The organism is Neorhizobium huautlense (assembly GCF_002968575.1).
Classification (GTDB): domain Bacteria; phylum Pseudomonadota; class Alphaproteobacteria; order Rhizobiales; family Rhizobiaceae; genus Neorhizobium; species Neorhizobium huautlense.
In genome coordinates this window covers 16,871-36,418 of record NZ_PVBM01000024.1, presented here as the reverse complement: position 1 = coordinate 36,418, position 19,548 = coordinate 16,871, and the positions used below count along the sequence as shown (strand labels likewise).

General features: G+C 62.5%; 10 protein-coding genes. All 10 read right to left on the bottom strand.

All coding sequences use genetic code 11. The annotated features are described in order from the left end of the window. Nucleotides 1-3: 3 nt before the first annotated feature. The 10 genes from glgX to C5L12_RS21805 all read right to left on the bottom strand — a co-directional run bounded on the left by glgX (nt 4) and on the right by C5L12_RS21805 (nt 19,448). Entirely contained in the window at nt 4-1,953 is a 1,950-nt protein-coding gene (gene glgX / locus C5L12_RS21855) for a glycogen debranching protein GlgX (protein ID WP_105374179.1), read from the bottom strand. 199 nt (nt 1,954-2,152) lie between these two features. Beyond that, nucleotides 2,153-3,781 carry an alpha-D-glucose phosphate-specific phosphoglucomutase gene (locus C5L12_RS21845; RefSeq protein ID WP_105374242.1) on the bottom strand — a complete coding sequence of 543 codons (1,629 nt, stop codon included), beginning with the start codon at nt 3,779-3,781 and terminating at the stop codon, nt 2,153-2,155. A gap of 2 nt (nt 3,782-3,783) precedes the next feature. Then, nucleotides 3,784-5,229 (bottom strand): glycogen synthase GlgA, encoded by a 1,446-nt coding sequence (gene glgA / locus C5L12_RS21840; protein ID WP_105374177.1) that lies wholly within the window; start codon nt 5,227-5,229, stop codon nt 3,784-3,786. After that, nucleotides 5,229-6,491, bottom strand: coding sequence for a glucose-1-phosphate adenylyltransferase (gene glgC / locus C5L12_RS21835; protein ID WP_105374176.1), 1,263 nt, complete (start codon nt 6,489-6,491; stop codon nt 5,229-5,231). Before glgC ends, glgA begins: the two co-directional genes overlap by 1 nt. Before the next feature lie 10 nt (nt 6,492-6,501). Next, nucleotides 6,502-8,712 carry a 1,4-alpha-glucan branching protein GlgB gene (glgB, locus tag C5L12_RS21830; protein ID WP_105374175.1) on the bottom strand — a complete coding sequence of 737 codons (2,211 nt, stop codon included), beginning with the start codon at nt 8,710-8,712 and terminating at the stop codon, nt 6,502-6,504. Then, nucleotides 8,712-11,174 (bottom strand): glycogen/starch/alpha-glucan phosphorylase, encoded by a 2,463-nt coding sequence (locus C5L12_RS21825; protein ID WP_105374174.1) that lies wholly within the window; start codon nt 11,172-11,174, stop codon nt 8,712-8,714. Before C5L12_RS21825 ends, glgB begins: the two co-directional genes overlap by 1 nt. Nucleotides 11,175-11,368: 194 nt before the next feature. Further along, nucleotides 11,369-12,658: a TadE/TadG family type IV pilus assembly protein gene (locus C5L12_RS21820; protein WP_165924240.1), complete on the bottom strand. Its 1,290-nt coding sequence runs from the start codon at nt 12,656-12,658 to the stop codon at nt 11,369-11,371. 131 nt (nt 12,659-12,789) lie between these two features. Then, entirely contained in the window at nt 12,790-13,671 is an 882-nt protein-coding gene (locus tag C5L12_RS21815) for a transglutaminase family protein (RefSeq protein ID WP_105374172.1), read from the bottom strand. Nucleotides 13,672-13,689: 18 nt separating this feature from the next. Then, entirely contained in the window at nt 13,690-16,101 is a 2,412-nt protein-coding gene (locus tag C5L12_RS21810; protein ID WP_105374171.1) for a circularly permuted type 2 ATP-grasp protein, read from the bottom strand. Nucleotides 16,102-16,109: 8 nt separating this feature from the next. Then, on the bottom strand, nt 16,110-19,448 hold the full coding sequence (locus C5L12_RS21805) for a transglutaminase family protein (protein WP_105374170.1): 3,339 nt from the start codon (nt 19,446-19,448) through the stop codon (nt 16,110-16,112). Between the last annotated feature and the right edge of the window lie 100 nt (nt 19,449-19,548).

Here is a 19,548-nt window from a genome sequence, read left to right as displayed (position 1 = left end):
GCATCATTCCTCGATGCAGAAGCGGACGGATCGGGCCGGCAGGACCTGATTCCAGAGCTCGCCAGAGGCGAGATGCTTCCAGCCCCAACCGGGCAGGGCGAAGCTCATCTGCTCGTGACCGCGATTGAGAAGCACGGCCAAGCGGACTTTTTTTCCGGTCTCTCGGTCGAGCGTCGCCAGGATAGCGCCGAGGACGGGATTGTCGGGACTGTCCCAGTCGCCGGCCTCCATTGGCTGGCCGCTGGCCGCGATCCATTCGATATCGCCATTGCCGGCGAAGAAGCCGGTCTCGGAAAAGACGGAGAAGCGCTTGCGCATGACGGCAAGGGTGGCGGTGTGCTCGACGAGATGTTCGTCGATCGCTTTCCAGTCGAGCCAGGTGATCTCGTTGTCCTGGGCATAGGCATTGTTGTTGCCGCGCTGGCTGCGGCCGGCCTCGTCACCCATGGTGAGCATGACCCAGCCGCGGCTGACAAACAATGTTGAGAGGAGAGCGGCAACATCCCGGCGGCGGTTTTCGACGGTGACCGGATCGTCCGCCTCTCCCTCGACACCGTTGTTCCAGGAAAAGTTGTCGTTGTGGCCGTCGCGGTTCTCCTCGCCGTTCCCCTCGTTGTGTTTCTTTTCGTGGGAGACGAGGTCCATCAGGGTGAAACCGTCATGGGCGGCGAGGAAATTGACGCTGCGGGTGGCATGACGACCGTGACGGCCGAAGATGTCGGAGGAGCCGGCAAGCCGGGTGGCGAGCGCGCCGGTGGTCCAGCGTTCGCCGCGCCAGTAGCGGCGGATATCGTCGCGGGCGCGGTCGTTCCATTCGAGGAAAGGCTCGGGAAAATTGCCGAGCTGGTAGCCGCCGGGGCCGATGTCCCATGGTTCTGCGATCAGAATGCGGTCCTTGAGCGCCTCGTCAGCAAGTATGGCCTTCAGCGTCTCACTCTGCGGATCGAAGCCTGAAGCGGTGCGGCCGATGACCGGCGCAAGGTCGAAGCGGAAGCCGTCCACGCCCGCATGGATGACGAAATGGCGGAGCGTGTCGATGATCAGCCGGCGAACATGGGGTTGATCGCAGGCGACGGTGTTGCCGGTGCCGGTGTCGTTGACCAGATGACCCGGTTCCCCCGGCACGTGCCGGTAATAGGAGAGGTTGTCGAGGCCGCGCATGGAGAGGGTCGCGCCATGACGGTCGCTTTCTCCGGTGTGGTTGAAGACGAGGTCGAGGATGACGCCGATGCCTGCCTGATGCAGCGCCGAGACGGTGTCGCGCAACTCCTTGACGCCGCCGGGGCAAAGGCGCGGGTCGAGCGCCATGAAGGCGATCGGGTTGTAACCCCAGCCGTTGGTGAGCTTCAGTGGCGGCAAGTGGCGCTCGTCGATCCAGGCGGTGATCGGCATCAGCTCGATTGCATCGACGCCGAGCTTCTTAAGATGGGTGATGATGGAGGGATGGGCGAGTGCCGCGACCGTACCGCGGATCGCTTCGGGTATGTCGGGGTGGAGGATGGTGAAGGGCTTTACCGCCACCTCGTAGATGAAGCCGCCGGTCGGCAGCAGCGGCTTGCGGATTTTTGCCAGCGGGTCGCTGGTCACGATCGCCTTCGGCACCAGGCCGGCGGTATCGACGCCGAATACCGAAAGCTTCGTATCGTGCCGGAAGGGCCGGTCCAGTTCGCGGGCGTATGGGTCGATCAGAAGCTTCGACGGGTCGAACCACAGGCCCTTTTCCGGATCATAGATGCCCCAGGCGCGATAAGCGTAGCGCTGCCCGGCAGCAATGCCTCGAACCGATGCGCGATGGATGTCGTCGCGGCCGCGCACCAGCCGGTGGCGCGCAGTCTCCTTATTGCCATCTGTATCGAAAAGACAGAGCTCTATCCGCTCGGCATGATGGGACCAGATTGCGAAGTCAGCGCCGTCTGGCGTGAGGGTTACGCCGAGTTTGGGGTTGGGGGTCACAAGGCACCCCCCTCTGCCCTGCCGGGCATCTCCCCCTCAAGGGGGAAGATCGGGTGGGGCGACGTTTCGCTCCCCCTCAGGGCCGAGTAAGCGGGAAGGTAGCGCGTCTTGCCAATCTCCCCCCTTGAGGGGGAGATGCCCGGCAGGGCAGAAGGGGGTAAAGGCATCCGCGACCTCCCAGGTTCGAGATCCTAAGCAATCACGTAATCACCGTTGGTTTGTCCCGGCCGGTGCGCTTCTTCAACTCGGAAATCTCGTCGGCGATGGCGATGAGGTCGGAGAGTGCTTCCTGCGTCTCGATTCCGTGGCGGGAGGGATTGGGTTCGTAGCGCTCGACATAAACGCGGATCGTGGCGCCGGAGGTGCCGGTGCCGGAGAGGCGGAAGACGACACGGGAACCGCCCTCGAAGAGGATGCGGATGCCCTGGTTCCTCGAGACCGAGCCGTCGATCGGGTCGTTGTAGGCGAAGTCGTCGGCCGCCGCGACCTTGAGGGAGCCGAAAGTCTTTCCGGGCAGCGTTGGGAGCTTCTCGCGCAGCGCGGCGATCAGGCTGTTGGCGGCGTCGGTATCGACTTCCTCGTAATCGTGGCGGGAATAGTAGTTGCGGCCGTATTCGGCCCAGTGCTTGGTGACAATTTCAGCGACGCTTTCGTTGCGGGCGGCCATGATGTTCAGCCAGAAGAGGACCGCCCAGAGGCCGTCCTTTTCGCGCACGTGGTCGGAACCGGTGCCGAAGCTTTCTTCGCCGCAGACCGTGACCTTGCCGGCATCCATCAGATTGCCGAAGAACTTCCAGCCGGTCGGCGTTTCATACATGCCGATGCCGAGCTTTTCCGCCACCCGGTCGGCGGCGGCGCTGGTCGGCATGGAGCGGGCGATGCCGGCGATGCCCTTGGCATAACCCGGCGCCACGGTGGCATTCGCCGCGATGATCGCGAGGCTGTCGGAAGGGGTGACGAACATGCCCTTGCCGACGACCATGTTGCGGTCGCCGTCGCCGTCCGAGGCCGCGCCGAAATGCGGGCCGTCGGCGCTCATCACGTCGTCGTAGAGTTCCTTGGCGTGGACGAGGTTTGGGTCCGGGTGGTGGCCGCCGAAATCCGGAAGCGGCGTCGCATTGCGCACCGATCCGGGAGCTGCGCCGAGGCGGTTTTCGAAGATTTCCCTGGCATAGGGGCCGGTCACGGCGCCCATGGAATCCATCGCGACATTGACCCCGCTGGCCAGAAGCGCGCGGATGGCGGGGAAGTCGAAGAGTTGCTCCATCAGATCCGCGTAATCGGCAACCGGGTCGATGACCTCGACCGTCATGCCGGCGACATCGAATGAGCCGATTTCGTCGAGGTTCACGTCGGCCACGTCGGCGATCTTGTATTCGCTGATGATCTTGGAGCGGGCGAAGATGGCGTCGGTGATCCTTTCCGGCGCCGGGCCGCCATTACCGATATTGTACTTGATGCCGAAATCCTCCGTGGGTCCGCCGGGATTGTGGCTGGCCGACAGGATGATGCCGCCGAAGGCATGGTATTTGCGGATGACGTTGGAGGCTGCAGGCGTCGAGAGGATGCCGCCCTGACCGACCATGACCTTGCCGAAGCCGCTAGCGGCTGCCATCTTGATCGCCTTCTGGATGACTTCGCGGTTGTAGTAGCGGCCGTCGCCGCCGATCACCAGGGTCTTGCCGTCGAAGTCTTCGAGCGAATCGAAGATCGAATGGATGAAGTTCTCGGCATAGTTCTCCTGAGCAAAGACCGGCACTTTCTTGCGCAGGCCGGAGGTTCCCGGCTTCTGGTCCTGATAGGGGGCGGTTGCGACGGTTTTTATCATGCTCATGCACCTTTTTTCGCAAGGAGTTCGGAATAGAGCGCGGCATAAAGCCCGGCACTCTTTTCCCAGGAAACGTCGGATTTCATGCCCTGCTTCTGCAACTGGGTCCAGACCTTGGGGTCGTGGTATAGCCGGACGGCGCGACGGATCGCCCGGCGCAGGTTTGGCGCAGTGACGGGGCCGAAGGAAATGCCGGTCGCGGCCTTTGTGGCGAGCGCCGCGTGACTTGCATCGATGACCGTATCGTTCAGGCCACCGGTTCGGGCGACGACCGGCACGCAGCCGTAGCGCAAGCCATAGAGCTGCGTCAGCCCGCAGGGTTCGAAGCGGGACGGGATGATGATGGCGTCGGAGCCGGCCTGCATCAGATGCGATAGCGGCTCGTCGTAGATCGAGAGAACCGAAACGCTGCCGGGATGACGGGCAGCGGCGGCGTGAAAGGCGTTTTCCAGCGCCCGGTCGCCGGAGCCGAGGACTGCCAGCCTGCCACCGAGATGCACGAGATCGTCGACGGCTTCGGCCAGAAGGTCCATGCCTTTCTGCCAGGTCAGCCGCGAGATGACGCAGAAAAGCGGGCCCTCCCCCTTGGTCAGGCCGAAACGATCCGCAACGGCGCGCTTGTTGCCGGCACGGGTCTTCAGCGTCGATGCGGTATAATTGACCTTTACGGCAGGATCCGCAGCGGGGTCCCAGACATGGGCGTCGATGCCGTTGACGATACCATGCAGATCGGAGTGGCGGAGCGATAGCAGTCCCTCGAGGCCCATGCCGAATTCGGGCGTGAGTATTTCCTCGGCATAGGAGGGGCTGACCGTGCTGATCGCCCAGCTCGTCTGCAGCCCTGCCTTCAGGTATCCGACGCCGCCGAAATATTCGACGCCGTCGATGCCGAAGGCATGGGGGGGCAGTTCGAGATAGGGGAATATGTCGGCGCCGAACTGGCCCTGGAAGGCGATGTTGTGGATGGTGATGAGGGTCGGAACCTCCGGCTCCGGCGCATAACGCATATAGGCCGGCAGCATGGCGGCCTGCCAGTCGTGCACATGCACGATATCCGGTTTCCAGCCCTCAAGGCCGGCTTGGGCAATCATCGCGCCGGCCTTGGAAAGGGCCGCAAATCGCCGCCAGTTGTCGAAATGATCCTTACCGGTCGCATCCGCATAAGGTCCGCCCGGCCGATCGAAGAAGGTCGGCGAATGAAGGATCAGGAGGTCAAGGCCCTGATGTTCGACTTCCAGCACCTCGGCCTTGCCGCCCAGCAGGCTGTCGAAACTCAGAACGCGTTCGGCATCCTTTACGGCGCTCAGGACTGCCGGATAGCCCGGCATCAGCGTCTTCACCGAGACGCCGTGACCCTTCAAGGCAAGCGGCAGAGCGCCGGCGACGTCGGCAAGTCCGCCGGTCTTGACCAGCGGATAGACTTCGGACGCGACCGATAGAACTTTCATTACAGATCCAGTTTGTCGATCATCGGCTGGGTGATCAGGCAGATGCCGGTTTCCGTCCGGCGGAACCGCTTCGCATCGAGTTCCGGATCCTCGCCGACCACCAGGCCTTCGGGAATGGTTACACCGTGATCGATGACGACATTGCGAAGCTGCGCACGCCGGCCGATGCGGACATTCGGGAGAATGACGGCACCTTCAAGGCGGGAGTAGGAATTTGCGCGAACGCCGGTAAAAAGAAGGCTGTTGTAGAGCGTCGAGCCGGAGATGATGCAGTCGCCCGACACGACGGAAGAGATTGCCGAGCCGCGGCGGTCTTCGTCATCATGGACGAATTTCGCGGGCGGGGTGATTTCCGCATAGGTCCAGATCGGCCAGGACTTGTCGTAGATGTCGAGTTCGGGGGTCACGGCAGTGAGATCGACATTTGCCTGCCAATAGGCGTCGATGGTGCCGACATCGCGCCAATAGGGTTCGCGCTCGAAATCGGAGCGGACGCAGGAGCTTGCGAAACGGTGGGCGACCGCTTTGCCGTTCTTGACTATGTGAGGAATGATGTCCTTGCCGAAATCGCGGCTGGAACCGGGATCGGCGGCATCGCGCTTCAGCGCATCCATCAGGAACTTGGTGTGGAAGACGTAGATGCCCATGGAGGCAAGCGCGAAATCCGGATTGCCCGGAATGCCTGGCGGATCGGCAGGTTTTTCCACGAAGGCGATGATCTCGTCCTTCTCGTTGACATGCATGACGCCGAAGGCGGTCGCGTCCATACGCGGTACTTCGAGGCAGCCGACGGTGACATCCGCGCCGGAATCCACATGCTGCTGGAGCATGTATTCGTAGTCCATCTTGTAGACGTGGTCGCCGGCCAGGATGACCATGTATTCGGGCGCGTAGGACTCGATGATGTCGATGTTCTGGAATACCGCGTCGGCGGTGCCCTCGTACCACTGCGTTTCGGAGACGCGCTGGGAGGCGGGAAGGATGTCGAAGCTTTCGTTGCGTTCGGGACGGAAGAAGTTCCAGCCGCGCTGCATGTGGCGGATCAGCGAATGGGCCTTGTATTGGGTGGCGACGCCGATGCGCCGGATGCCGGAATTCAACGCGTTCGAAAGCGCAAAGTCGATGATGCGCGCCTTACCGCCGAAATAGACGGCGGGCTTGGCGCGGCGGTCCGTCAGTTCCTTCAACCGGCTGCCGCGTCCTCCGGCGAGCACATAGGCCATCGCATCCCGCGACAGAGGCTGAATTCTTTTTTCCGTCATCGATCCCTCCCTATTGTTCAAATTCCAGCATGATCGTCGCGAGCGGCGGCAACGTGACCTCGGCGCTGACGGATCCTCCCGCGTTCACCGCCTGAACGCGCCCGCCATTGCCCTTGCCGCTGCCCCCGTAGATTTCGGCGTCGGTATTGAGGATTTCCCGCCATCTGCCTTCGTTTGGCAAGGGGAGGCGATAATTTTCACGATAGACAGGGGTGAAATTGCTGATCACCGCCACCGGCTTTTCTCCCGGCGCCATGCGCAGCCAGGCAAAGACCGAATTTTCCGCGTCGTCGACGACCAGCCAGCTGAAACCTTCGCCTTCGCAGTCGCGGGCATGCAGCGCGGGCTTGGAGCGGTAACAGAAGTTCAGGTCGCGCACGAGACGGCGCACGCCTTCATGCGGATGATACTGAAGCAGGTTCCAGTCGAGGGATTTGGCCTCGCTCCATTCGCCCCATTGGGCGAATTCCTGGCCCATAAAGAGCAGCTTCTTGCCGGGATACCCCCACATGAAACCGTAATAGGCGCGCAGGTTGGCAAACTTCTGCCAGTCGTCGCCGGCCATCTTGGCAATCAGCGAGCCCTTTCCGTGCACCACTTCGTCATGGGAGAGCGGCAGCACGAAGTTTTCGGCAAAGGCATAAACAAGGCCGAAGGTGATCTCGTTGTGGTGATGCTTGCGGTGGATGGGCTCACGCTTCAGGTAGCTCAGCGTGTCGTGCATGAAGCCCATGTTCCACTTGAAGCCGAACCCCAGGCCGCCTTCGTGGACAGGATGGGAGACTTTTGGCCAGGAGGTGCTCTCTTCGGCGATAGTCATGACATTGGGATGGGCGCCGTAGGAGAGCGAATTCATCTTCTGGAGGAAGCGCACCGATTCCAGGTTTTCGCGCCCCCCGTACTCGTTCGGCACCCATTCGCCTTCCTTGCGCGAATAGTCGAGGTAGAGCATCGAGGCGACCGCATCGACACGCAGTCCGTCGAGATGGAATTTTTCAGCCCAGTAGAGCGCGTTGTTGACGAGATAGGAAAGCACCTCGATGCGGCCGAAATTGTAGATCGCCGTGTTCCAGTCCGGGTGAAAACCCTGGCGCGGATCTTCATGCTCGTAGAGCGCCGTGCCGTCGAACTCGCGCAGGCCGTGCTCGTCGGTCGGGAAATGCGCCGGCACCCAGTCGAGGATGACGCCGATGCCGACCTTGTGGCAGCCGTTGACGAAACGGGCAAAACCCTCCGGCTCGCCGAAACGGGCGGTTGGCGCAAAGAGGCCGGTCGTCTGGTAACCCCAGGAAGGATCGAAGGGATGTTCGGTGATCGGCAGAAACTCGATATGGGTGAAGCCCATGTCGGTGCAATAGGGGATCAGCTCCGAGGCGAGCTCGTCCCAGGTGAGGAAGGAGCCGTCAGGCTTCTGGCGCCACGAGCCGGCATGCACCTCGTAGATTGTGATCGGCTGGCGGCGGTGATCGGCCTTTTCCCAGAACTGACGATGGGCGTTGTCTTCCCATTTCTGTTCCAGTTCCGACGCGGTGACGGAAGCGTTCTTGGGACGCATTTCGGCGCGCCGGGCATAGGGGTCGGCCTTCAGCGGCAGGACCTTGCCGTTCTTGCCGACGATCTCGAACTTATAGGCGGAACCTGCCCGGACATCCGGCGCGAAGATTTCCCAGATCCCGGTATCGACCCGCAGCCGCATCACGTGGCGGCGGCCGTCCCAATTGTTGAAGTCGCCGACCACCGAGACGCGCTTGGCGTTCGGCGCCCAGACGGCGAAATGGAACCCTTCCACACCCTCATGCTTCACGGGGTGGGCGCCCATCTTGTCAAAGAGGCGAAGATGCGAACCTTCCCGGACGAAATAGTCGTCCATGGGGCCGAGGACCGGGCCGAACGAGTAGGGATCGGTCACCGCCCATTCATCGTCGCCGCGTCGGGCGCGGTAGCGGACGGGCTGCAGGTGCGAGGCGCTGACGAGGCCTTCGAAATAACCCGCATCGTGGCGGCGGGTGAGTTCTCCGAGTTCTGTCCCGCTGAGCGTGAGCGCAGTGACCGCCTCGGCACCGGGAATGAAACAGCGGGCCCGGAACGCGTCCCCGAGCTTGTGGAGCCCGAGGACGGCGAAGGGATTGGTATGCCTGCCTTCCAAAATCGCCTCGATCTCGGATAACGGAATTTCGCCTGGGGCTCTTCCGTCATCGGTGACGCGCGGCGGTTTCTTCATCAGGCTCTCCAGATTTCCGACGCGTACTGGCGAATAGTTCTGTCAGAGGAGAACCATCCCATGCGGGCGGTATTGCGAATTGTTTTTGAATACCAGGATTTAGGGTCGGTCCAGATTTGGTCAACGTGCCGCTGCGCTTCGGCATAGGCGTCGAAATCGGCAGCGACCATGAACCAGTCGTGATTGTAGATGCCGTCGATCAGCTCGCTGAAGCGGGACCGGTCGTCCGGCGAGAAGACGCCAGTGGCGATCGCGTTCAGCGCCTGGGAAAGCTCGCGGGACTTTTCGATGATGGCGCGTGGATTGTGGCCGTCGGCGCGTACCTTCGCCACCTCGTCGGCCTTCAGGCCGAAAATGACGATGTTGTCATCCCCGACATGATCACGCATCTCGACATTGGCGCCGTCGAGCGTGCCGATCGTCAGCGCCCCGTTCAGCGCGAACTTCATGTTGCCTGTGCCGGAGGCTTCCATGCCGGCGGTGGAAATCTGCTCGGAAAGGTCTGCCGCCGGAACCATGATCTCGGCCAGCGAGACGTTGTAGTTCGGCACGAAGACGACCTTGAGCAGACCGCGCACGGCCGGGTCGTTGTTGATGACGCGCGCCACGTCGTTGGCGAGCTTGATGATCAGTTTCGCATTGTGATAGCTCGGCGCCGCCTTGCCGGCAAAAAGCTTCACCCGCGGAACCCAGTCGAGTTCCGGATGCGAGCGGATCTGATCGTAGAGCGCCACGGCTTCGATGATATTGAGCAGCTGGCGCTTGTATTCATGGATTCGCTTGATCTGGATGTCGAACATGGCCGAGGGATCGAGGCGGATGCCCATGCGGCTGCCGACGAGGTTTGCCAGCTGCACCTTGTTCGCCCGCTTGACGGCCGCGAACTTCTCCTGGAAGGCCGCGTTGTCGGCAAAGGCGTCGAGCGCCGTCAATGCCTCCGTGTCGTCCAGGAACTTGTCGCCGATCGCCTCCTGAACGAGGGAGACGAGAGCAGGGTTGCACTGCATCAGCCAGCGTCGCGGCGTAATGCCGTTGGTCTTGTTGTTGATGCGGGTCGGGTAGAGCGTGTGAAGATCGGCAAAGACCGTGACCTTCATCAGATCGGTATGGAGCGCCGAGACGCCGTTGACCGAATGCGATCCGACAAAGGCGAGGTTGCCCATGCGCACGCGGCGCTCGCCGGCTTCGTCGATCAGTGAGATCGAGCGGATCTGGGTATCGGAGAAGCTCTTGTGCTTGCGTGCCTCGATCAGGATCAATGCGTTGACCGCATAAACGATCTGCATATGGCGCGGCAGCAGGCGCTCAAACAGCGGCACCGGCCAGCTTTCGAGCGCTTCCGGCAGCAGCGTGTGGTTTGTGTAGGAGAAGGTCTGGCGGGTGATGTCCCAGGCCTGTTCGAAATCGAGCCCATGGATGTCCGTCAGCAGGCGCATCAGTTCGGCGATCGAGACGGCCGGATGGGTGTCGTTGAGCTGGATCGCCACCTTTTCATGAAGGTTGGTGAAGTCCGGATATTGCTGCAGGTGGCGGCGCAGGATGTCCTGCAGCGAGGCCGAGGAGAAAAAGAACTCTTGGCGCAGGCGCAGTTCCTGCCCGGCAGGATTTGCGTCGGCCGGATAGAGGACGCGGGTCAGGCTTTCGGCCTTGTTGCTCTCGCGCAGTGCGCCGATATGGTCGCCGGCGTTGAAGGCATCGAGCAGGATCGGATCGATCGGCTGTGCCGACCAGAGACGCAGCGTATTGACGCGTTTGCCGCGCCAGCCGACGATCGGCGTGTCGTAGGCCATGGCGATGACGCGTTCGGCCGGTTTCCAGACATAACGGGGCGTTTCCTCGTAACCGCCGACCGTCTCCACGCTACCGCCGTAGCCAATCTCGTAGGAACTTTCGCGGCGCTCGAATTCCCAGGGGTTGCCGTGGGCGAGCCAGGTTTCCGGCAATTCCACCTGCCAGCCGTCGGCCATCTGCTGGCGAAAGAGGCCGTGAACGTAGCGGATGCCGTAACCATAGGCGGGGATGTCGACTGTCGCCATGCTCTCCATGAAACAGGCGGCGAGACGACCGAGGCCGCCGTTGCCGAGTGCGGCGTCCGGCTCGAGCCCGGCGATCACGTCGACGTCGACACCAAGCGAGGTCAGAGCATCGCGGATTTCCTTCATCAGACCCATATTGCTGACCGCGTCGCGCATAAGCCGGCCGATCAGGAATTCGAGCGAGAGGTAATAAACGCGCTTGCCGCCGGTCCTGTAGACCTTGCGGGTCGACTCCATCCATTTGTCGATGATTCGGTCTCGCACCACGAGGATCGCCGCGGTCAGCCAGTCGTGCGGCTTGGCAACCTTCGCATCCTTGCCGATGCGGTAGGTCAGGCGTTCGATAATTTCTTCCGCCATGATTTCGGGGCGGGAGCTGCGGGGAGCCGGCTGAAGGGTTTCAGCCGTGGAAGACGTTTCATTCATAAGTCGCCAACTTTCTGGTGGAGCGGGGGGATAGCGTCCGATTCAGTCCATCTGGCACGATGTTGTGGCGACAGTTTATGCACCGTTATGACCCAGTTGCAACGGTCGTTTTATCTTTGCGCAATTGATGGGCAAAAGCACAACGAAAAACGCCCCGCCGGAGGCGGAGCGTTCCGTGGCCTGACTTTGCGGGGTCAGTTGGTCAGGCGGGTGCCGGTCTTTGCGGCCTTGCGGGCGATTTCGCCGAAGCTCTGGACCAGCTGGGTCATGCTGTTCGGCTCGTAGTAATAATCTTCCTTGCCGCTGGAGCAGTATTCGAGCAGTTCCTTGCCCTTCGTGGGTGCCATGAAAGCGATCGTATAGATCTTGATGGCATTGCCGGCCTGGTCCTTGTCTGCCTTTGCCTGATCGCAGAGGGCGCGGACCTTGACGTCGATGGTCGAGTTCCAAGTGCCGCTGTTGCCGGTCATTTCACCGTCGGTCATCAGCACGATGAAGCGCTCGAAGCTCGTATTGCCTTTGCCGGTATGCGCAGTCTTTTCGGCCCCATTCGCTGCCTTGAGCGCTGCAAATGCATTGGCCATGGCCCCGCTGGCATCGGTTCCGCCATCCGGGACGGCCGGCATGTTATTTACATAGGTCTTGACGTAGGACGTGCCCCACTGGATCGATTGTTCGGGTTTGGTTCTGTCGTCGTAGGAATCGGCGCCAACGCGGATGAGTTCCATGTTGGGATCCGCCTTGTCCAGTTCCCCGAACATGACGGCGGCCGCAGCCTTCAGAGATGCCATCTTGGTCAGGTAGTTTGGTACCTCCTTGTAGACCGTACGCTCGCACATCTTGTTAGGGTTGTACTTCGTGGGGCAGCTATATTTTTCTTTTTGGTCTGTCGCGACCAGTTTTGTCGGCTGCGCGGGATTGACCGTCGTCGTATCCCAGGCCATCGAGCCGGATTCGTCGAGCGCCAGATACATGGAGAGCGCATTGCCCTCGCGGCCGCTTGCGGACTGGCTCTCGACGCTGATCGTCATCTTGTCGAAGCCGAGAAGGGCGGTCAGTCCGCTCATCGGTACGTCATAGGTCGCCTTGAGGCGGATGTCGTAGCTTGCGGCGGTGTTCGTGGCGATCGTGGCCGTCGCCGCCGCCTCGGCGTTCTGCCTGAGCGCCTCCCGGGCCGCTGCCTTTTCTTCCTCGGTCATGTCGGACGTGTTGATCGTCTGCGCGGCCTGGGCGACGTAGAAATCCATCATCAGCTTTTCCGCGTCCGTCTCGCTCATGGTGCCTTCTTCGGACATGGCGGACGCCGCGGCGAGCGTGGCCGCGTCGGCGGCGGCCTGAAGATGGTTCTTTTCCTCGATCACGCGCGTCAGATCGATCGCGACACCGGCAGCTCCCATGAGGACCGGTATCGCAATGGCTGTCATGATTCCGAAATTTCCGGCGCGGTCCTTCATCAGCCGCGCAAAATGCGTGCAGGTTTTCATAGCCCCAACCCCCGTCCAAATCATTTGAACAACTGAAGCCATGCTAAGTTAAGGCGCGTATAGGAAGGCCTAATGGAATTAATAGAATTTTAGCAATTACAATAAATTAGCCTCATAACGAGGCGGAATTGTCAGGAATTCAAGGGAACGACGTCGACCGCCTGGACGACTTTCTGATTTCCGTAGCCCTTGAGGACGCCGACAACCGGGGCGATGTCGGCATAGTCACGGCCATAGGCGACGACGATGTGGTCGCTGCCGGCCGGAATGTCGTTGGTCGGATCCAGCTCCAGATAACCGAGCGTCTCGCCGCACCATACCCTGACCCAGGCATGCATGGCATCCGCTCCTTCGAGGCGCTCCTTGCCGGGCGGCGGAATGGTGCGCAGGAAGCCCGAGACATAACCGGCCGGGATGCCAAGGCTGCGTAGGCCGACGATCATCACATGGGCGAAATCCTGGCAGACGCCGCGCTGCAAACGGAAGGCCTCCTTCGGGGTCGTGTCGACGGTGGTGGCCTCGGGGTCGTAGGTGAAATCCTTGTGGATGCGGGCGCAAAGGGCCAAGGCGATTTCGCGCACGGTCTGTCCGGGCCTGGCGATCTCGCGGGCATAGGCGGCGATCTGCGGCTCCTCCGCGAGACGGGGGCTCGGGCCGGCGAGGTGATGCGGCGAGGCGGGATCGACCGACCAGAGTTCCGCGAGCTCCTCCTTGAGTTCGTCGAGTTCCGGCGAGAGGTCTGCCGTTATCGTCGGCGCTTCCACCATGACGCGGGCCTGCATGCGGATATCGAGCCGGTCATGCGGCGCGCGGACGAGAACCGAGGTCGCCTGCTGGCCGAAGAAATCGATGAAGGTGGTCCGCTCGTCAGCGTTCGGCGCGACGGTCACGGAGCCGGCAATCAGCCGCTGCCGGTCGGGAAGCGACAAAGGCAGGACGCGGATCACATGACGGGCGCCGGAAGCCGGAACGTCGTAGACGTAACCCATGTGGAGGTTGAGATCGTAGAGCATGGCCACTCTTCCCGCACCCTAACTGAAGTAAGTCTGGCCGAGAATATCGGACAGCTTCTCCATCTCCTGTTCGAGCTTTCGGTAGACCTCATGGTCCATCGCCTCCGGCGTCATGACGGCGAGGCCGGAATGAAGCCGCATCGCCTCGCGGTAGAAAGGCGACATCTGGCCGTTGACGAAGGCATTCGGCAATTGCTCCACCTCGGTGCGGATCTCATTCAGCTGGAAAAGGATCGAGCGCGGGTTCAAGGGATCGAGCGCCAGCAGGTCGGCGACCGTCAATCGGGCGGTGGCGACGTTGTAGCGGCGCCGATGGGTCATGACGCTGTCGCCGATCTCCAGCAGCATGTCGAGCGAGCCATCCGGGGCCTCGGGGCCGGACATATGGCCGAGCAGCCGGGTCATGTGCAGCGCACGTTCCAGATGGCGGCCGATCGACAGGAACCGCCAGCCGGTGAAGCGGTACATGTTTTCGTGAACGAGACCGGCAAAGCCGGCGAGCTTGCGGAGCAGGATGGTGGTGGCGTGGCTGGCGTCATCGCCCGGCTGGACCGCCTCGTGGAAGCGGCGGGCGGTCTTGGCAAGGTCGGTCAGGGCCAGCCAGCCGTCCGGCGAAAAGCGATCCCGGATGTTGCTGGCCGAATAGATCGCGCTGTCGATATTGCGCAAGAGCGGGGCCGGCACGGCCTTCGACATGTCGATGTCGATCGCCTTGAGGTAACGCGACACATCGGCCAGCAGCGGCTGCCCCGGATCGGCGGATTCGGCGTAACGCAAGTGCCAGGCGCGCAGGATGCGCAAAGCCCCTTCCGCCCGCTCGATATACCGGCCGAGCCAGTAGAGATTGTCGGCCGCGCGGCTCGGCAGGCTGCCGGGCATGTTGCGGGTGAAACTCTCCTCCGGCGGCAGCAGCGTCGGCTTGGGCACGGGCTTGTCGCTGACGATCCAGACGTCGGCCGCCGCGCCGCCCGCCTGCATAGCGATCGCCGCGACGTCGGGGCCTGAACCGATGCGGGCAAAGCCGCCGGGCATGATCTGCCAGCCGTTTTCGGTGCGCGCCGCAAAGACGCGCAACGACATCGGCCGCGGGACAAGCTTGCCGTTCACATAAGCCGGGGTCGTGGAAAGCGTCACGACTTCCTGGCCGACAAGCTTGGCGCCTTCCGAGGAGAGCCAGTCGCCGATCGACGCCTTCGCGGTTTGGCGAAGCGACGAGCCGAGCACCGACTGGCCATTGTCGTCGAAGAAGGGGAGGCGGGAATAGGCGGGGCCGATGACCATCTTCTCGATGTTCTTCGCCACATGATCGCGTTCGGCCTTCTGGCCGCACCACCAGGTGGCGATCGACGGCATCAACAGATCATCGCCGAGCAGACGACGACAGACGGTCGGCATGAAGGCAAGAAGGGCGCGGGTTTCGAGGATGCCGGAGCCGAGCGCATTGACGAAGGTGACCGCGCCCGAGCGCAGCGCCTGGACCATACCCGGCGTGCCGATATGGGAGTTCTGGTTGAGTTCCAGCGGATCGGCATAGGAAGCATCGAGACGCCGCCAAAGGACGCCGATCGGCTTCAGGCCGGCCACGGTCCTCACCATGACGCGGTTGTTCACCACCGTCAGGTCCTCACCCTCGAGCAGCATGAAGCCGAGGTAGCGGGCGATATAGGCGTGCTCGAAATAGGTCTCATTGGCCGGGCCTGGCGTCAGGACCGCGATCCGGTCCTCCGGATATTGCTTGTGCGCCTGCAGCGCGTCGCGGAAGGCGCCGAAGAAGGAGGCGAGACGATGCACGTGGCTTTCGCCATAGATGTCGGAAAGGGCGCGCGTGGTGGCGACGCGGTTTTCCAGCGCAAAGCCGGCGCCCGACGGCGCCTGGGTGCGGTCTGCAAGCACCCACCAGTTGCCGTCCGGGCCGCGGCCGATCTCGAAGGAACAGAAATGCAGGTAATGGCCGCCGACCGGTTTGACGCCGACCAGCGGCCGCAGGAATTCGGAATTGCCGGCGATCAGGGCCGGCGGCAGGATGCCTTCCTGCACCAGCCGGTTTTCGCCGTAGATATCGGAGACCACCGCTTCCAGAAGATCGGCACGCTGCACGAGGCCTTTGGAAACCGCTTCCCATTCCTTGCCGTCGATCAGCACGGGCACGTGGCTGATCGGCCAGTTGCGCTCGCCGCTCCCTTGCGCCCCATAGGTCCGGTAGAAGACGCCGGCATCGCGCAGATACCGGTCGGCGCGTGCGAACCGCTCCTGAAGATCGCCTTCCGGCATCCGGCTCAGATGCGAGATCAGGTTGCGCCAGACCGGCCGGATCTGGCCATTGGCGTCCAGCATCTCGTCTGCGATGCCCGGCAATGCTGCATAGCCGAGAACCGGATCATTGAGGATCCGCGTTTCGGTTACACGGTCGGTTGCCGGTGCCTTGGACATCGGGCGTTTCAGACTCCTAGCGGCCGGCGCAGATCGAGCGTCAGCGGGAATTCGGGAGAGGGCGTTTCGGCAAGAAGCGCATAGCGCCCTGCCGTGTGCCCCCACGGTTCGAACCGGGAAAGCCGGCGGGCCTCGGCCTCGTTGCCGTTGACTGGGAAGGTCTCATAATTGCGACCGCCCGGATGGGCAACATGGTAGATGCAGCCGCCGATCGATCGGCCGGACCATGTATCATAAATGTCGAAGGTGAGCGGCGTATTAACCGGCAGCACCGGATGAAGGCCGGCGGACGGCTGCCATGCCTTGAAACGTACGCCGGCAACTGCGACGCCGGACGTGCCGGTCTCCTTCAACGGCACGGCCCGGCCATTGCAGGCGACCGTGTAACGCGACGGATTGCTGGTTTCGAGCCGCACCTGCAGCCGCTCCACGGAGGAATCGACATACCGGACGGTGCCGCCGATGGCGCCCTGTTCGCCCATCACATGCCAGGGTTCGAGCGCCTGACGAAGCTCCAGTTTGGAGCCCTCGTATTCCACCTCGCCGAAGAAGGGGAAGCGGAATTCGAGTTGTGCGGTGAACCATTCGGGCCGGAGGTCGAAGCCGTTTTCCCTGAGATCGGCGAGCACGTCCAGGAAATCGGCCCAGACATAGTGCGGCAGCATGAACCGATCCGCGAGTGCCGTGCCCCAACGGACGAACCTGCCTTGCAGCGGGTTCTTCCAGAAGCGGGCGATCAGCGCGCGGACGAGAAGCTGCTGGGCGAGCGACATGCGCGCATTCGGCGGCATTTCGAAGCCGCGGAACTCAACGAGGCCGAGGCGGCCGGTCGGGCCGTCCGGCGAAAACAGCTTGTCGATGCAGATTTCGGAGCGGTGGGTATTGCCGGTGACATCCGTCAGAAGGTTGCGGAAGAGGCGGTCGACCAGCCAGGGCAGGGGCGGTACGCCCTGGCCGGGCGCCGGCACCTGGGAAAGCGCGATTTCCAGCTCGTACATCGAATCGTGGCGGGCTTCGTCGATACGTGGCGCCTGCGAGGTGGGGCCGATGAACAGACCGGAGAAGAGATAGGATAGCGAAGGATGCCGCTGCCAGTGCAGCACGATGCTCTTCAAAAGGTCCGGGCGGCGCAGGAATGGACTGTCGTTCGGATTGGCGCCGCCGACCACCACATGGTTGCCGCCGCCGGTGCCGGTGTGGCGGCCGTCGATCATGAACTTGTCGGCGCCGAGCCGGCTCTGGCGGGCCTCCTCGTAGATCGCCGTAGTGATCGACACGGTTTCCTTCCAGCTTGCGGCCGGATGGATGTTGACCTCGATGACGCCGGGATCGGGCGCGACGCGGATGACATTGATGCGTTCGTCGTGCGGCGGCGCATAACCCTCGATATGGACCGGCAGACCGAGTTCGGCAGCGGCGTTCTCGGCGGCGGCGATCAGTTCGAGATAGTCCTCGATCTTCTCCACCGGCGGCATGAAGACGCAGAGCCTGCCGTCTCGCGGTTCGACGGATATGGCAGTGCGCACGGCGCCGCCGATTTCGCCCAGCACCTGCTCGACGCGGCCGAGATTGGCCGGATCATCCGCCTTGAACGAGGATTCGGGCATGGCGCGGCCCGCCGGCACGATAGCATCGGGCAGGGGCTGGCGGGGGATGGAGGGATCGGCTTCGTGGATATAGGGAAACTGCGACGGGGGCACGTAAGGCAGCGTGCCGAGCGGCAGACGATAACCGACGGGGCTGTCTCCGGGAACGAGGAAGATCTTGCCGCGGCGGGTGCGCCACTTTTCGCTCATCCAGCGTTTGCGGCTTGCCGTTCCTCTGGCCTGTGCATTCCAGGCCTGGACGGGCAGGACATAACCGCTCGGACGCGTCAGGCCGCGCTCGAAGACACGGGCGATGCGGTTGCGTTCCTCCGGATCCTTGAGTTTGGAATTCGAGGGATCAACGTTTTCCGGCAGGCTGCCTTCCTTGATGATCCATTCCGCCGGATCCTCGTAGGCCGGGGCCACATAGTCAGGATCCAGGCCAAGCTCACCGGCAATGCCCGCCAGCAGCTTTTCCGCATCGTCATCGCCGATGTCGTAGTCGCGGCCTTCCTCAGCCACCAGGTCGGGATTGCTCCAGATGGGGCTGCCGTCCTTGCGCCAGTAGAGCGAGAAGGTCCAGCGTGGCAGGCTCTCGCCGGGATACCACTTGCCCTGACCGTAATGCAGGAAACCGCCCGGCGCGAAACGCTCGCGCAGCCTGCGGATCAGGATATCGGCCTTCTCGCGCTTGGTGGGGCCGACGGCGTCGGTATTCCATTCGTCGGATTCGAAGTCGTCGATCGACACGAAGGTCGGCTCGCCGCCCATGGTGAGGCGGACGTCCTGCGCGTGCAAGATGCGGTCGACCTCTTCACCGAGATCGTTGAGCGCTTCCCAGGATTCGTCGGAGAACGGCTTGGTGATGCGGGGGTGTTCGGCGACGCGGGCAACCTTCATGTCGAAGTCGAAGGAGGTTTCCGCCTCGCCGAAATAACCGCCGGAGATCGGCGCGGCGTTGCGGTAGTGCGGCGTTGCTGCAAGCGGGATATGGCTTTCGCCGGTCAAGAGGCCGGAGGTCGGGTCGAGACCCACCCAGCCGGCTCCCGGCAGATAGACTTCGCACCAGGCGTGCAGATCGGTGAAGTCGACTTCAGTGCCGGAGGGGCCGTCGAGCGCTTTCAGGTCGGGTGTCAGTTGGATGAGATAGCCCGAGACGAAACGGGCGGCGAGACCGAGGTGGCGAAGGATCTGGACCAGTAGCCAGCTGGTGTCGCGGCAGGAGCCCATGGCCGAGGTCAGCGTCTGCTCCGGCGTCTGCACGCCGGGCTCCATGCGGATGACATAACCGATCGCCTGCTGCAGGCGGGCGTTGATGCCCACCACCATATCGACCGTTGGCTGGCCGGGGGACATGTCGAAGGTCTTGAGATAGTCGACAAGCGCCGGCTCCGCCGGCTCCGGCTTCATATAGATCGACAGGTCTTCGACCAGCGTTTCCGGATAGTCGAAAGGCCACTTTGTGGCTTCCTCCTCCACGAAAAAGTCGAAGGGATTGTAGACCGTCATATCGGCGATCAGATCGACCTCGATCTTCAATTCGGTGACCGGATCGGGAAAGACATAGCGGGCGAGGTAGTTGCCGTAAGGGTCCTGCTGCAGGTTCACGAAGTGGTTTGATGGGGTGACCTTCAGCGAATGGCTCAACACCTTCGTTCGGGAATGAGCGGCGGGCTTCAACCGGATGATCTGAGGCCCAAGGCGGACAGGCCTGTCGTATTTGTAATGGGTGAGGTGGTAGATACTCGCCTTGATCGCCATGCTGCCCCTTTGGTCGCCCCTTGCCGGCCTTCGATGGCCGATCAATGATCGTTGCAAGGATTTTGTGCGTTGCACGAAAATAATGCAAGGCGGATTCGGG